The 15,336-nt window shown below is 42.7% G+C and carries 9 protein-coding genes; 7 read left to right on the top strand and 2 right to left on the bottom strand.

Annotated elements, in window-relative coordinates; translation table 11 throughout:
- The 6 genes from AC1RM2_RS33660 to AC1RM2_RS33635 all read left to right on the top strand — a co-directional run.
- Positions 1 to 2,275 (top strand): ABC transporter permease (locus AC1RM2_RS33660; RefSeq protein WP_492989505.1); only part of this gene is annotated, 2,275 nt, incomplete at its 5' end.
- 108 nt (positions 2,276 to 2,383) lie between these two features.
- Positions 2,384 to 4,759, top strand: a complete 2,376-nt coding sequence (locus AC1RM2_RS33655; RefSeq protein ID WP_492989504.1) for an ABC transporter permease — start codon at positions 2,384 to 2,386, stop codon at positions 4,757 to 4,759.
- Between the two features lie 140 nt (positions 4,760 to 4,899).
- The gene (locus tag AC1RM2_RS33650; RefSeq protein ID WP_492989503.1) at positions 4,900 to 7,281 is read left to right on the top strand and encodes an ABC transporter permease; all 2,382 of its coding nucleotides are present in this window, start codon (positions 4,900 to 4,902) and stop codon (positions 7,279 to 7,281) included.
- A gap of 127 nt (positions 7,282 to 7,408) precedes the next feature.
- Positions 7,409 to 9,805 carry an ABC transporter permease gene (locus AC1RM2_RS33645; RefSeq protein WP_492989502.1) on the top strand — a complete coding sequence of 799 codons (2,397 nt, stop codon included), beginning with the start codon at positions 7,409 to 7,411 and terminating at the stop codon, positions 9,803 to 9,805.
- An 87-nt stretch (positions 9,806 to 9,892) separates the two neighbouring features.
- A complete protein-coding gene (locus AC1RM2_RS33640) occupies positions 9,893 to 11,260 on the top strand; it encodes an IS4 family transposase (RefSeq protein WP_492985013.1) in 1,368 nt (455 codons plus the stop codon).
- 157 nt (positions 11,261 to 11,417) lie between these two features.
- The gene (locus AC1RM2_RS33635) at positions 11,418 to 12,443 is read left to right on the top strand and encodes a DUF4097 family beta strand repeat-containing protein (RefSeq protein ID WP_492989501.1); all 1,026 of its coding nucleotides are present in this window, start codon (positions 11,418 to 11,420) and stop codon (positions 12,441 to 12,443) included.
- A 146-nt stretch (positions 12,444 to 12,589) separates the two neighbouring features.
- Here AC1RM2_RS33635 and AC1RM2_RS33630 read toward each other — a convergent pair whose 3' ends face one another.
- A complete protein-coding gene (locus AC1RM2_RS33630; protein WP_492989500.1) occupies positions 12,590 to 13,414 on the bottom strand; it encodes a sugar phosphate isomerase/epimerase family protein in 825 nt (274 codons plus the stop codon).
- A gap of 65 nt (positions 13,415 to 13,479) precedes the next feature.
- Complete coding sequence (locus AC1RM2_RS33625) at positions 13,480 to 14,322, bottom strand: phytanoyl-CoA dioxygenase family protein (RefSeq protein WP_492989499.1); 843 nt, start codon at positions 14,320 to 14,322, stop codon at positions 13,480 to 13,482.
- Positions 14,323 to 14,447: 125 nt separating this feature from the next.
- On the opposite strand from AC1RM2_RS33625, the gene AC1RM2_RS33620 reads away from it, so the two are divergent.
- On the top strand, positions 14,448 to 15,320 hold the full coding sequence (locus AC1RM2_RS33620) for an AraC family transcriptional regulator (protein ID WP_492989498.1): 873 nt from the start codon (positions 14,448 to 14,450) through the stop codon (positions 15,318 to 15,320).
- The last annotated feature ends 16 nt before the right edge of the window (positions 15,321 to 15,336 follow it).

Raw genomic sequence — 15,336 nt, 5'->3', positions numbered from 1 at the left:
TAAAAAGGCCGACAGGATATATCGCATCAACAACGATATCAAGTTTGGCGGCAACGATCAGTCGTACGCCAGTTCGCCCGCGCCGCTGGCGGCAGCTTTAGTGGCCGATTTGCCCGAAGTAGAGAAAACCGTGCGGCTAATAAACAGGGGAGGCTACAATGTAAAGAAAGGCATCCAGAATATTAAGGAAAACCAGATGCTGTTTGCCGATGCCACACTTTTTGATGTGTTTACATTCCCGATGATGGCCGGCGACCCGCATAAGGCTTTGGTCGACCCGCATACCGTGGTAATTAATGAAACCGTTGCCAGGCGTTATTTTAATGATCCGTTACTGGCGGTTGGCAAAACGCTTACGTTTAACGAGAGCATACTTTATAAAGTAACCGGGGTTATAAAAGATATTCCGAAGCAGTCGCACTTTAATTTCGGTTTCTTTTTATCAATGAGCACCCTTACCGAAAGTAAGGATGATGCCTGGTTCAGCAATAATTTTAACACCTACGTTTTATTGCGTGACGGGGCCGATCCGCAGAAATTTAAAGCCAAACTGCCATTGCTCATGCGTAAGTATGCCGGTCCGCAGTTACAAAGCATATTGCATATTACATTCGACCAGTTTGAAAAAGCCGGTAATAAGTACCAGCTTAATTTAATTGCATTAAAAGACATTCACCTAAAATCAAACGCAGTATCAGAACTTGCACCCAATGGCAATATACTGTACGTATACATTTTTACAGCAGTGGCTATTTTTATATTGCTGATAGCCTGTGTAAACTTTATGAACCTATCTACTGCCCGCTCATCAAACCGGGCGCGCGAGGTTGGGGTACGTAAAGTGCTGGGCTCGCCACGTAAATACCTTATTTTTCAGTTTTTGGCCGAGTCGGTGATGGTTACGTTTATAGCGGCGGTGCTGGCTATAATTACGGCTTATTTATTTATGCCCGTGTTTAACAACATGGCCGATAAATCATTTAGCTTCAATATCAGCGCATTAAGCTGGCTGTTGCCGGGCATGCTGGCGGCAGTATTAATTATTGGCTGTTTGGCCGGTTTTTATCCGGCTTTTTTCCTTTCGGCATTTCAGCCTATCGAGGTATTAAAAGGTAAGCTGGCTAATGGTTTTAAAGGCGGCTGGTTAAGAAGTTTCCTGGTAGTGTTCCAGTTTTCAATATCTATTTTCCTGATTATTGGCACCCTGGTTATTTATAACCAGTTAAAATATATCCAAAGTAAAGATCTGGGCTATAGCCGTAACCAGGTATTGATTATACATGGTATTTATGAAATGGGCGCACAGGCCGCCACATTTAAAAACGAAGTAAAGCAGTTGCCGGGCGTAACTAACGCCACCATGACCGGCTTTTTGCCAACTATGGACTACCGTAACAGCAGCAGCGTTTTCCCTGATCGTAACCTGGACCAAAAGAAGGCAGTGCTGGCGCAAACCTGGACCGTTGACGAAGAATACATAGGCACACTTGGTTTGAAACTGGTAAAGGGCCGCAATTTTAATAAGCAAATGGGCACAGATACGGCATCGATGATCATCAACGAGACGACGGCAAAACTGATGGATGTGGCCGATCCGGTTAACAAGATGCTGTACGTTCCGCAGGATAATATGGCCAAGGTTTGGAAGGGATACCGGATAGTTGGGGTGATAAAAGATTTTAACTTCAATTCATTAAAAACCAACATCAGCCCGGTAGTATTGATGTACGGCGAAGACAGAGGGGCCTTAAGCCTGAAAGTAAATACGGCCAACATTACAACACTGATGGGTCTTGTCAAAAGCAAATGGAAATCTGTTGCGCCCAACCGGGAGTTTAACTACTCCTTTATGGACGATGACTTTGATGCCACTTACCGCGCCGAGCAGCGCATGGGCACCATAGCCATTGTGTTTACCACGCTGGCCATTATTATTGCCTGCCTTGGTCTGTTTGGCCTTGCTGCCTATGCTGCTGAACAGCGCAGCAAAGAAATAGGCATCCGCAAAGTATTGGGTGCCGAAGTAAGTACCATTGTAGCTATGCTGAGCAAAGATTTTATTAAACTGGTACTGATAGCCATTTTGGTGGCAACGCCCTTAGCCTGGCTGGCTATGCACTGGTGGCTGCAAGGCTTTGCCTACCGCCAAAACATACAATGGTGGGTAATTGCGGTATCGGCTTTCCTGGCTGTTTTTATAGCTTTTGCTACTATCAGTTTTCAATCCATCAAAGCGGCTTTGAGTAACCCTGTGAAGAGCCTTCGTAGTGAGTAATGAGTGGGCAGTTGTGAGTTTGCAGTAAGCAGCGGGGAGCTCACTACAAAGTTATGAAGCGATAAGTACCAATGAACTAATGAACCAGTGAACTAATGAACAAATAAAATGATACGTAATTATTTAAAAATAGCCTGGCGAAACCTTTATAAGCAAAAGGTTTTTTCGCTGATCCATATCCTGGGGTTAACCATGGGCATTACGGTGTGCCTCATGATTTTCCTGTATATTATGAATGAGTTTAGTGTAGATAAATTTCATAAGCAGGGCAAAAATATTTACCGGGTAATGCGTGGCTTCGATCCGGCGAAACCGAGGGTTCCATACCTGTCGGGCCCGTATGCGCCGGCGTTGCTGAACGATTATCCGCAGGATATTAAGATGGCAGTGCGGGTATCGCCGCAAAATAACCTGGTATCTTTTGGCGAAAAAGCTTTTAATGAAAAGAAGGTGTATGCCGTAGATGCCGGCTTTTTTAAGCTGTTTACTTTCCCGCTTCTTAAAGGTGATGCCGCCACAGCGCTTGATAATCCCAATAGCGTGGTACTTACCGAGACTACTGCCAAAAAATACTTCGGCTCGGCCGATAATGCCATGGGTAAGGTAGTGCAGTTTGATAAGCAGCTGAACCTGAAAGTTACGGGCGTTGCCAAGGACGTGCCGTCAAACTCGCACCTTGATTTTGATTTGGTGATGCCGATAGCAAATTATACTAAAAACCAAGGTTTTAATGTGTGGATTAATAACGGACTGTTTGTATATGTGCTTTTGAACGAGCATACCAGCAAAACAGCGCTCGAGAGCCAGTTTAAGCAGTTCATGGATAAATATATGGGCAAGGATATGCAAAAATTCGGCGCCAAATTCGACCTGGGTTTAACCCCGCTCAACGACATTTACTTTGAGCAATATTCGGCCTTTGACAATGTTAAGCATGGCGATAAAACGGTAGTATTCATCTTTATATCTATAGCGGCACTTATTATGCTTATTGCCTGTATCAACTTCATGAACCTGGCCACCATAAGGGCGGTTGAGCGTTCAAAAGAGGTTGGTATGCGCAAGGTAATGGGGGCGTTGCGTAACCATTTAATCTGGCAGTTTATTGGCGAGTCGTTGATGTTGGCGCTCATTTCGTGCGCATTGTCAATCGGTTTATTGTTACTGCTTATGCCTTTTTACAATCAATTGTTAGGCTATTCCTTAACCGTGTCATGGAATAGCGCACCTATCTGGCTGTTCCTGTTTGGAGTTATCTTGATAGTGGGCGTTTTAGCGGGAAGTTATCCGGCCATATTTATGTCGGCGTTTTCGCCTATCCAGGCTTTAAAAGGTAAATTGAAGCTGGGCAAAGGCGGCAGCATTTTCAGGCAGGGATTGGTGGTGCTGCAATTCAGTATTTCGGTGATGCTTATCATCGGTACTATTGTTATTGTAAACCAGATGCGGTATATCAAAAGCAAATCATTAGGGTATGATAAGGAACAAACGCTGGTGATAAAAATTGATAACAACGATATTTATGATCACCGCAAAGCCTTTAAGGATGAATTGCAAAATTCGGGTGCTGTATCATCAGTGTCCCTGATGTCGGGCGAGCCAGGTGGGTTTTATGATGTGCACGCCTTTGATGCTGAAGGGCAACAGTCCGTTTTTAAATCGCGCACCGAATTTGCCGATTTTGAATACGTAAAAACTTTAGGTTTAAAGGTAATTGCCGGCCGCGACTTTTCGCCGGAATTTGCTACAGATACTACTAACTCGGTGCTCATTAACCGCACCTGTGCCAAGGACTTGGGTTTCTCGCCACAGCAGGCTATAGGCAAGTGGATAAAAAACAGGGGCAGGGATGATAAAAAGCGTAATGTAGTGGGCGTGGTTGAGGATTTTAATTACCTTTCCCTTAAAGAAAACATGGATGCGCTCGTCATTGCGCCAAATGACGACAGGAGGGTAATTGTTATCAAACTAAAACCAGGCAATATACCCGCATCGGTGGCGGCTGTGAAAAATATTTATACCAAAGTGGCGCCGGTTTACCCTTTTGAATACACTTTTTTGGATCAGAAGTTTGATACCACATATAAAACAGACATCAGGCAGCAAACCATGCTGACTATCTTTTCGGGCCTGGCTATTTTTATTGCCTGCCTTGGTTTATTTGGCCTGGCTTCGTTTACTGCCACAAAACGCACCAAAGAAATTGGTGTACGCAAAGTATTAGGATCATCGGTGCAAAACATCCTTATTCTAATCTCGAAAGACCTGCTTAAACCGGTATTACTGGCAACAGTTATTGCAATGCCAATTGGTTATTATTGCATGAGTAAATGGCTGCAAACCTTTGCTTACAAAACCCCGCTTCACTGGTGGATATTTGTGCTGGCTGCATTTTTAACTTTTGTTATCGCCCTTGTTACCATTAGTTTTCAATCGCTTAAAGCAGCGTTGATGAACCCGGTAAAGAGTTTGAGGAGCGAATAATTAGTTTATTGGTTCACTGGTTCATTAGTTTATTGGTGAAAAGTTCGAAAACTTGAAATTTAGAGTTTAGGATTTTTCTTTTTAGAGTTTAGAAATTAGAATTTAGAGTTTAACCGTTATCATTTAGAATTTTAGCAAATATGAATACCAAATTAGCGTGGCGTAATTTAAAAAAGAACAAGTTGTATGCGTTCATCAACATACTGGGTTTAACGGTGGGGATTGCCAGTTGCCTGCTTATAGGCATCTACATTAAGCACGAAACAAGTTACGATAAGTTTCACGTTAACGCCGATAGGATAGTGCGGGCAACTATGGAATATAACACGGCTGATGGGCCACAAAGCATAGCCGTAAGTGGTACTAAAGCTGGTCCGGAATTTAAGCGGGTGTTGCCGGGCGTGAAGGACTATGTACGAACGTTTAAATCAAACAGGGTAATTGGTTATAATAACCAGGTATTCGACGAAAAAAGCATTTTGTATGCTGATCCAAATTTCTTCAAAGTATTTTCATTTAATTTAGTTAAAGGCGATATCTCATCGGCTTTAAGTGCTCCGGATAAAATTGTGATCACTCAAAAATCGGCTGCGAAATATTTTGGCAACCATGATGTATTGGGCAAAGTATTGAAAGTTGGCTCAAAAAACTTCACTGTGTCGGCAATAGCAGAAAATGTGCCCAGTAATTCGCAAATACAGTTTGATTTTGTACTGCCATTTAGTCTTTATATGGATATGAACGGGCCGGAGCAATGGTGGACAGCCAATAACATGACTTATTTGCTGCTTAACGATAAAGCTTCACCTGCTGAATTGCAAAAACAGGTATCGGCTTACATGGTGAATACGGTAAGCAAAAAAGAACTAAAAATGGATGGCAACCATTATCTTACTTACAATTTGCAGCCTTTAACAGATATACATTTAAAATCAAACCTGGCTGATGAATTTGAGCCGGTTGGCAGCATAACATACATCTACGTTCTTTTAATTGTAGCCTTATTAATATTGATAATAGGTTGTGTAAATTATGTTAACCTTGCTATCGCCCAATCCGCAGGCCGGGGTGCCGAAATTGGTGTACGCAAAGTTATGGGTGCCGGCAATGGCGAATTATTTTGGCAATTCATTGTTGAATCCGTGTTTACAGCGGTTATAGCTGCACTATTGGCCATTGTGCTGGCGGCGTTGATTTTGCCTTTGTTCAACCAAATATCGGGCAAACAACTTGAAGCTGCCACCTTAGTCAACCCCTTCATACTTTTGGGCCTTGTGGCATTAAGTTTATTGGTTGGTTTTGCGGCGGGGGCTTATCCTGCATTGTTATTATCAAATGCTAAGCTGGTAAAAATATTAAAATCGGGGTTCTCATTTACATCCGGTCAAAACGTACGTAAATCGTTAATAGTTTTCCAGTTTGCGATCTCGGTGTTTTTGATCATATCTACCATCGTAATACTGCAGCAATTATCATACATCCGCAATAAGGATATTGGTTACAGCAAAAGCAACATGGTAGTACTGCCTATAGATGCGAAGATGTTACCGCAGCTGGATGCAATAAAAAAAGCGATGAGCGGTATTCCCGGCGTGCAATCAGTAGCTGCTGCTAATGACGAACCTATAAATGTTGGCTGGGGCGATGGTATAAACACCAATGATGGTAAAAATATTTCTGTAAATGCTATCCCTGTTGACGAGGATTTTATAAAAACAATGCAGCTCAAACTAATTTCGGGAAGTGATTATACCCATGCGGATTTGCTATTGCTGGATACGACAAATCAACGTAAAAATTATCATTACACCTTTATGCTGAATGAGTCGGCGGTAAAAGCATTAGGCTGGACTCCAGAGCAGGCTATTGGCAAAACTATATCAAAGGGGGTAACCGGAACAATAAAAGGCGTGATAAAAGACTTTAATTTTAAATCATTCCATGACCAGATCACGCCCCTGATCTTATTCCTGGACAACGAGCAGCTACACCGGATGTTTGTGAAGATAGATGGGAATAGCACAGCCGCAACGTTGGCACAAATTGGTAAGGTATGGAAAGATAGGGTTAGCCACCGCCCGTTTGATTATCGCTTTTTGGATGATGATTATGATGCCCTATACCGCACCGAACAACGTACAGCAGGGGTATTCACTACATTTTCTGCACTGGCCATCATACTGGCCTGCTTAGGCCTATTTGCCATAACAGCCTTTGCCGTAGTGCAGCGCACCAAAGAGATTGGTATTCGTAAAGTACTGGGTGCGGGTGTTGTAAATATTATCATGCTGATTGCTAAAGATTTTTTAACGCTGGTGATTATAGCTACCGTTATCGCATCGCCCATTGCCTGGTACATATCCGGCAAATGGCTGCAGAATTTTGCCTATCGTATTGATATACAATGGTGGGTGTTTATAGTAACAGGTGTTGCAGCCTTATTGGTAGCCGCCGTTACGGTAAGCATACAATCAACCAAAGCCGCATTGGCCAATCCGGTGAAAAGCCTGAAGAGTGAGTAGGCAGTTGTGAGTTGTGAGTTGTGAGTTGTGAGTTGTGAGTTGTGAGTTGTGGGTTGTGGGTAAATTGGTGCTTAAATTAGGATTTAGAGTTTGAATTTTAGGGTTTAGAATTTAGAAATTAGGATTTATGTTGCGTAACCACATTAAGATTGCATTCAGGAGTTTAAGCAGGAATAAGGGGTTCACCTTTATCAATATAACAGGTTTGGCAGTTGGCCTGGCCGTTTGTATCATGATTATGCTGTATGTAACCCATGAAATGAGTTACGATAGTTTCCACAAAAACGGGAAGCGGATCTATAACCTCCGGGCATCTATAAAGATGGGGGGGAATGTCATGAATATGGCCTATATGAGTTACACTGCCGGGCCTATCGTAAAGCAAAACAATCCTGTAGTGGAGGATTACATGCGAACAATGGTTTATTTCAGGCCAATGGTGGTGAGCAATCCTGCATCACCCGAAAATAAGTTCGCAGAAAATAAACTGATCTTCGCGGATGCGGGTTTCTTTAATTTTTATTCTTTTAAGTTGTTGTCAGGAGAAGCATCGGAAGCACTTAAAGCGCCATTCTCTGTTGTAATTTCAAAGGATATCGCAAAAAAATACTTCGGTAACACGAATCCTGTGGGCGAAACACTTATTATAAAAACAGATAGTGCCTATACTTACCACATTACCGGGGTAGCCGAAAATGCCCCGTCAAATTCATCTATCGACTTCAACTTTGTAGCGTCTAACACAAGTTTGCTTTCAATGAAAGAAGCATCAATGTATACAGGTTCGCAAGAGATAAGTTTTGGCTCATTTGGGTTGAATTTGCTTTTAAAACATGCTTCGGACACTGCCGCGTTGAGGCGTAACCTGCAGGCAATGGCCAAAAAAGACAAAAGCCTGGGCGAGATGATTTATACTTTATCGCCAATAACTGATACCCACCTGCACATGAACTTTGGTGATTCATCTAACACCAGGTATTTAAAGATTTTTCCGTTGGTGGCTGTGTTGATATTACTGCTGGCATTGGTTAATTACATGAGCCTTTCTACTGCGAGGGCTACGTTAAGGGCCAAGGAAGTGGGGGTGCGCAAGGTGTCTGGGGCAAGCCGTATTAGTATTGCTATGCAGTTTTATGTAGAGTCTGCCTTGTTTGCGGGCATTTCATTCGTGCTGGGTTATTGCCTCTGTTACCTTTGCAAGCCCTGGTTTTTAAATGTGTTGCAGTTAAAGATCGATAACTCGTTTTTATATAGCCCGGTAGTTTTGGGGCTGTTGTTTGCTCTGCTGGTATTAACTGTGTTAATAGCTGGTAGTTATCCATCGCTGGTTTTGTCGGCATTCAAGCCGGTGGTTACACTCAAAGGCAAAATGAGCAGGCAGGCCGGCGGTACCGCGGTACGCAAAGTATTTACCACTTTGCAATTTGCTATATCGGTAGGGCTGATTATTTGTGGTATTATTATCGACCGGCAACTTTACTATTTCAGGCATGCTGATACTGGTATCAACCGGGATAATATTGTAATGTTGCCCGTAGGTACCAACCTGGTGAAAAATTACCAGGCTTTTAAAAAAGACATTGGTGATTTGGCAGGTGTCGGTGAGGTAGCTACATCACATTATGCCATGTACAAGGGTTATGATATGTTTTTTGCTGCGGGTAAAACCAAAGAAGAGAAAAGTATACCTATAGCCAATTTAGTTGCCGATAATAACTTTATCCCTGTTCTTGGCTTAAAATGGAAATATCCGCCTGCGCCAAATACCGAAATTACCGGCCGCAATAAAGTGGTTATTAACGAACTGGCTATAGGGAAGCTGCATTTACCCGCAAACCCGGTAGGCAGTTTCATTAGTGATGGCAATAACAATCTCCAGGTTATGGGTGTACTTAAAAATTTCAACTTTAGCTCAATGGCAGATGAGTTAAGGCCCTTTGCTTTAATTACACTTCCCGATACCTCATCCTTTTGGAAAAAGACCGGATGCAGCCTTTTCGTCAAAATAAATCCCCATACCAATTTGCCAACCCTGTTAGCCAAAATGCAGGGCATATATAAAAGATATGACCAGGATACGCCTTTTGAATACACTTTCATGGACGATGCCTTTAACCTGCAATACAAGGCCGAGGACAGATTAGCCGCGATTTTTAGTTTATTCACTTACATTACTGTGATATTGGCCACCATGGGCTTGTTTGGGCTTGCTGCGTTCACTATTGAACAGCGCACCAAAGAGATTGGCATCCGCAAAATATTAGGTGCCAGCTTGTCAAAAATAAGTACACTGCTTTCTTTGGATTTTTTAAAACTGGTGCTTTTGTCTGTTATTATAGCTTCGCCGGTAGCCTGGTGGGCAATGCACAACTGGCTGCAGAATTTTGCTAACCGTATCACCATACCCTGGTGGGTATTTACTGCCGCAGGCGGCATTGCTGTATTAGCGGCCATTATTACCGTCAGCTACCATGCAATTAAAGCTGCGCTGGCAAATCCGGTGGATAGTTTGAGATCAGAGTAGGAGCCTCACCCTGCCCTCTCCAAAGGCTACCCCTTACCCAAATTTTAAATAAAGTGGGTTAAAACTGATATTTGGAAAAATAATTCCATGCATCAGGTAAGTATAAAGGATTTCCCAGATTTGGATCTTGGCGATATTCGTCGGAATGAGCGTTTTGTATCTATAATTAATAATTTAAGCAGTAACCCTGGCAGCAGTATTCCAGGGCAGAATGGTGGCTGGTATTCTACGAAGGCTACCTATGAGTTTTACAAGAATGAAGATGTAAGCCTTCAGGCACTTGAGCAAATTATATCAAGTTATGGAAGCAGCCAGGTTGCTGGAACAGATAAAGTATTGGTTGCTCATGATTTTTGCCAGATTAGTTATAATGATAGTGCAGCATCGGGTCTCGGATATCTGGCTAATACGGAGGCAAGGGGCATTATCGCTTACAACAGTATAGCTATCAGCACCACAGGAGTTCCCCTATCATTACTTTATCAGCATAATTTCGTACGTCCATTAGAAGAATTGGGCAAGTCTAAAAAGAGATCATATACACCCTTTGAAGATAAAGAGAGTTATCATTGGTATAAGGGAATAACTACAGTCAACGAGCTTTTAGGGAATACCATACACAAAATACACATCGCAGACAGGGAAGCAGATATCTATGAATTGTTCTTTTGCGCTTATGAAGAAAATACCGATTTACTAATCCGGGCAAAGCATAATCGTAAGCTAAATGATAAAAGCCTGCTTTGGGATGCAGTTGCAGCGGAGCCCTTAGCAGCAAAAACAACATTGAATATCCCGGATAAAACAGGTAAAAAGACAGCTGCAATTGAAGTTGAAATCCGTTATCACCAAATAGAAATACTTCGTCCTCAGGGAAGCAGTAATCAATATGAAAGCGTGTCGATGTCAGCCATTGAACTTAAACAGATTTCAGCAAAGCAGGACTGGCAGGAAGAGGTGCTGTATTGGAAACTATTGACTACTTTACCGGTTAACACCGTAACAGAAGCCCTGCAATGTGTAAAATGGTATTGTTACAGGTGGCTGATAGAGCGTTTTCATTACGTGCTTAAAAGTGGTACACAGGTAGAAGAATTACAGCTAAAGAAAGCCTCTTCTTTGCAAAAAGCGATACACTTATACAGCATATCGGCTATGCGGATGATGCAGTTGGTTTATCAGTCAAGACAAAGCCCAAATGTGAGTTGCGAGCTTGTACTGACTAAAGACCAATGGGTTGTTCTGTACATGCTAATACACAAATCGAATAAAGTGACAAGCCAACCGCCGACATTAGCAGAAGCCGCCGCATGGATAGGTAAACTGGGAGGGCATCTGGGTAGAAAATCTGATGGACCTCCCGGTTTAAAAGCTATATGGACCGGTTACCGACGATTGATCGACGCTGTGAAAACTTATCAAATCTTGAATCAACAAAATTTGGGTAAGGGGTAGCTCCAAAGGAGAGGGTTCTGATTTGCATGCGGGAAATGTTAAATGTAGTTTTTAAGTCCTCTCCTTTGGAGAGGATTTAGGTGAGGCTTTTATTTTCTTTTGCGTGCAACGTATTTCTCCATCCTGTTGTCTTATTAATAAACCAAACTAAAACATTATGAAAAAGCACTTACTGTTATTTTTTGTTGCCTGCCAAAGCTGTGTTGTTTTTGCGCAGGACTCCAAAACCCCATACATGACCAAACCCATTTCCGGAGCTGTTAAAGATGTTTTTGTAAACACATCTGGCGGAAGTATTACCGTAAGCGGTGCCGCCGGCGAGTCGCCGCGCGTTGAAGTTTATATCCAGGGAAACAATAGCATCGGCAATATATCAAAAGAAGAAATTCAAAAGCGTTTGGAAAACTACGAACTAAGCGTTACCGTTACTGGCGGCGAAGTTCACGCGACGGCCAAAAACAAACACAATTTTTCAAACTGGCGAAATTCGTTAAGTATTGGCTTCAAGGTATTTGTACCAAAAAATGTTAACACCAGCCTTAATACCAGCGGTGGCAGCATACATCTGGATAATTTGGATGGTACCGAAAAATTTGAAACAAGCGGTGGCAGTTTGCATGTTGATAAATTAACGGGGATGATTAAAGGCCAAACATCGGGAGGCAGCATTCATGTAAGCAATTCGGGATCGAGCATTGATTTGGAAACAAGCGGTGGCAGTATCGAGGCAAGTAACTGCAATGGTAAAATTCACCTGGAAACTTCAGGCGGCTCATTGCATCTTACCGATTTAAAAGGAACTATTGATGCCAATACCAGCGGTGGCAGCATCAGCGCCAACAATATTGCAGGCGAGTTAAAAACAGGTACATCAGGCGGCAGCATCAACCTTAATGGCCTGGCTTGCGCGTTGGATGCTTCAACCAGTGGCGGCAGCTTTCATGCACAATTTGCCAGTGTGGGCAAATATGTTAAAATTGATGTAAGCTCGGGCCACATTGATATCTCGGTGCCATCAAAATCGGCCCTTGATCTTGATCTGCGTGCCGATAAGGTAGAAGCCAACTTTACTTCAAACTTTAGCGGCACTAAAGAGAAGGAGAGGATAGAAGGCAAATTGAATGGTGGCGGTTCATCCTTCGAGGTAAGAGGCAACAACCGTATCAATCTTAATCTTAACTAAGATCTATATAAAGTAAACGAGTATGCACAAGGGCCTGTTGTTTAACGCGACAGGCCCTTTGTGTGTTAAGTCATAAGCTATAAGTCGTAAGTCCCGAGCCGTAAGTCTTAAGTTTCTAAACCTGAAATGACTTCAGACTTTGGACTTCAGACTAAATACTCCCGGTAACGCTTCTTGAGTAGCTCCATCATCCCTACATTGATACCCCATTGGTTAGCCACCGGCATTTTTGTATACGGTAGCGCAGGCATATAGGGGTGTGGTCCAAACTCGGGGGTAATGGTTAGCAAGTCGGCGCCGCTTTGCAAACGCGAACTTACTATTGCATCCCACCATTGCAAATGGGCTTCGAGCTCTGCATGCCATTCCGGAGCGGCAGGGTCCGAAACCTGGGCCGACTCGGCGTGGCCCACACGGGCGTGAATATGAACAGTGCGGCTAATGGCTATTTTAACAGCCTCTGCCTGTTGTTCCAGCAGGCTTTCAGATACGTTACACCAGTGCGAAAAATCTGCCGTTATCAAAACATTGGGGTTATCTGTAAGTAATTGCCTGGCAACATGAGCAGCGAACAAAGCTTTATTTCGATGGGTTTCGTGGGCAATGGTAATGCCGCTTGCGACGGCAATCTCGTTGGCTATAGCAAAAAGCGCTTTGTTTTGGTCGTTTGTGAAATAATCCTTTCCTGTTTGCGAATCAATTAAAACCGGTCGCGCTTTCACTGTATTTTCCAGGTGCTTGCGGAAGCTGATTTTATGCGCCTCAAAATCTTCTTCGAACGACTGGTAATATTGGCCAATCAATAACAGGTCATGCTTTTTAAGCGCATTTAAAATGATGTCTTTTTCCTGTTCATCAAAAGGTACAGATGCTTCAACACCCTGGTAACCGGCTTCTTTTACTTTAAAACAAAATTCATCCCAGGATAAATGCTCAGAACCCCAGCGCGGGCAAAAAAACTTTAAATTCATTTTATTAATTTATTCAAAGGTAAAATAGGTTTGTCGGGTTAAATAGTTACGATATAAATATATGATTATTTGCCCCACTCGTTACCTTGTAATGCCGGGTCCTCTTCTTTTTTCAAAAAATCAGCTTTAACTTTCTCCTCAGTTTTCCATTCCATAATTGCCTCGTTAGGGACAACCTGTACCGGCGTTTTCCATGAGGTAGATTTTTCATTATAAGCAAGGTTAGTTTGCAGGCTGTAGCAGGATATAATTGACCATCTGGGGTAATCGGATAAATTGGCCTCTGACCGGTGCAATAAATTACTATGGAAAAACAGGGCATCGCCCGGTTCCAGTTCAGCATAAATCAATTCCATTGATTTTAGTGAGTTTTCCACCATTACCATGTCGGCACCAACTTGTTCGCCCGCGTAACCGTGGTTCACTCTGCCCATTTTGTGCGAGCCTTTAATTACCTGCAGACAACCGTTTTCTTTATTGGCAGTGGTAAGTGCAATCATTACGCTAATCAGCTGGTCGGGAAACATAAACTGGTTTTTATACCAATACCCATAATCCTGGTGCCACTCCCAGGCACCGCCAACTTTCGGCTCTTTCTGCATCAGTTTTGAATGGAAATGACATACCTCTGATTGATCGCCAAGCAGTTGTGCAACCGAACCCACCATCTTTTGACTCCTGGTTAAATACCCGAAAACATCATTGCCGGGCGTAAACCATAAAGACAGTTTAGTTTTTTTGCCCGATTGATCGTTCAAATCAAGCGCGTTGTTCAGCATGTTATCGTCGGCGGTTGCGGTTTTGTACATCTTCTCAACCTCCGGTTTACTAAAAAAAACTTTTACTACTACATAGCCATCTTTGTGGTATTGGCTAACTTGTTCTGCCGTTAAATTAATACTTGTCATACAATTGGTTTTAATATCCCAAAGGTCAAAATCTTTGCGGGCGGCCGCCACATCACATCTGTTAAAAACCGGTACTTTTCTGACATGCAGAATGGATAGTTAAGTAAAATAGCTTATTATTGGGTATGAAACCAGTACTCGAATACTTGCCCCGTAACGCAGGCGAATCATTTGTTACCAAATATTTTGATTACAATTTTTTCCCAACGCCCTGGCATTTCCATCCCGAATACGAACTTGTACTGGTTACCGAAAGTGCCGGAAAACGTTTTATCGGCGACCACATCAGCGAATTTGAGCCGGGCGACATGGTGCTTATCGGCCCATATCTGCCGCATACTTACCAAAATGATGCGGCTTACCTGGAAGAACATTCAGTATTAAGAGCTAAATCGATAGTTGTTCATTTCAAGGACGATTCCTTTGGCTACGGCTTTTTTGCATTGCCCGAAGCTCAAAAAATTTCGACTTTACTCCAACGCTCGGTTAAAGGGCTAAGCATTGCAGGTAAAACCAATAGGTTGATAACGGCAAAGCTGGATGCTTTATTAACCGCCGAAGGGTTTACAAAATGGCTGGTATTAGTTGATATATTAAATATCCTATCGGACAGTGACGATTTGCAGGAAATTTGCCATAAAGTGATTACCGGACAAAACCCCGCCGAAACAAAAAGGATGAATGATATATTAAATTTTGTCCTCAATAACTTTAAACGCGAAATTACTATTGCAGAAGTCGCCGGTTTGGCCAACATGGCCGAAAATTCTTTTTCAAGATATTTTAGTAAGCGCACAAGAAAATCATTTACAGCATTCCTGAATGAGGTGAGGCTAAATTACGCTGCCAATCTGTTGATTGAAACCCCGGCCAGTGTAACGGCCATTTGCCTTGATTGTGGCTTTAACAATTTATCCAATTTTAACCGCCAGTTCAGGGCGGTATACCATAACAACCCATTAAACTTTAGGAAGTTATATCAGCGGCAAGCAGTTTAATGATACCTGGTTTAAA

This window comes from Mucilaginibacter sp. GW822-FHT03E02 (genome assembly GCF_058801545.1).
Note: the sequence above shows the minus strand (reverse complement) of the source record. Positions and strands in the feature narration are given on the sequence as shown.

Excerpts from the sequence above, each read along its gene's own strand:
- AC1RM2_RS33650 (WP_492989503.1), top strand. The coding sequence starts at position 4,900 with ATGAATACCAAATTAGCGTGGCGTAATTTAAAAAAGAACAAGTTGTAT.
- AC1RM2_RS33645 (WP_492989502.1), top strand. The coding sequence starts at position 7,409 with ATGTTGCGTAACCACATTAAGATTGCATTCAGGAGTTTAAGCAGGAAT.
- AC1RM2_RS33630 (WP_492989500.1), bottom strand. The coding sequence starts at position 13,414 with ATGAATTTAAAGTTTTTTTGCCCGCGCTGGGGTTCTGAGCATTTATCC.
- AC1RM2_RS33640 (WP_492985013.1), top strand. The coding sequence starts at position 9,893 with ATGCATCAGGTAAGTATAAAGGATTTCCCAGATTTGGATCTTGGCGAT.
- AC1RM2_RS33635 (WP_492989501.1), top strand. The coding sequence starts at position 11,418 with ATGAAAAAGCACTTACTGTTATTTTTTGTTGCCTGCCAAAGCTGTGTT.
- AC1RM2_RS33655 (WP_492989504.1), top strand. The coding sequence starts at position 2,384 with ATGATACGTAATTATTTAAAAATAGCCTGGCGAAACCTTTATAAGCAA.
- AC1RM2_RS33620 (WP_492989498.1), top strand. The coding sequence starts at position 14,448 with ATGAAACCAGTACTCGAATACTTGCCCCGTAACGCAGGCGAATCATTT.
- AC1RM2_RS33625 (WP_492989499.1), bottom strand. The coding sequence starts at position 14,322 with ATGACAAGTATTAATTTAACGGCAGAACAAGTTAGCCAATACCACAAA.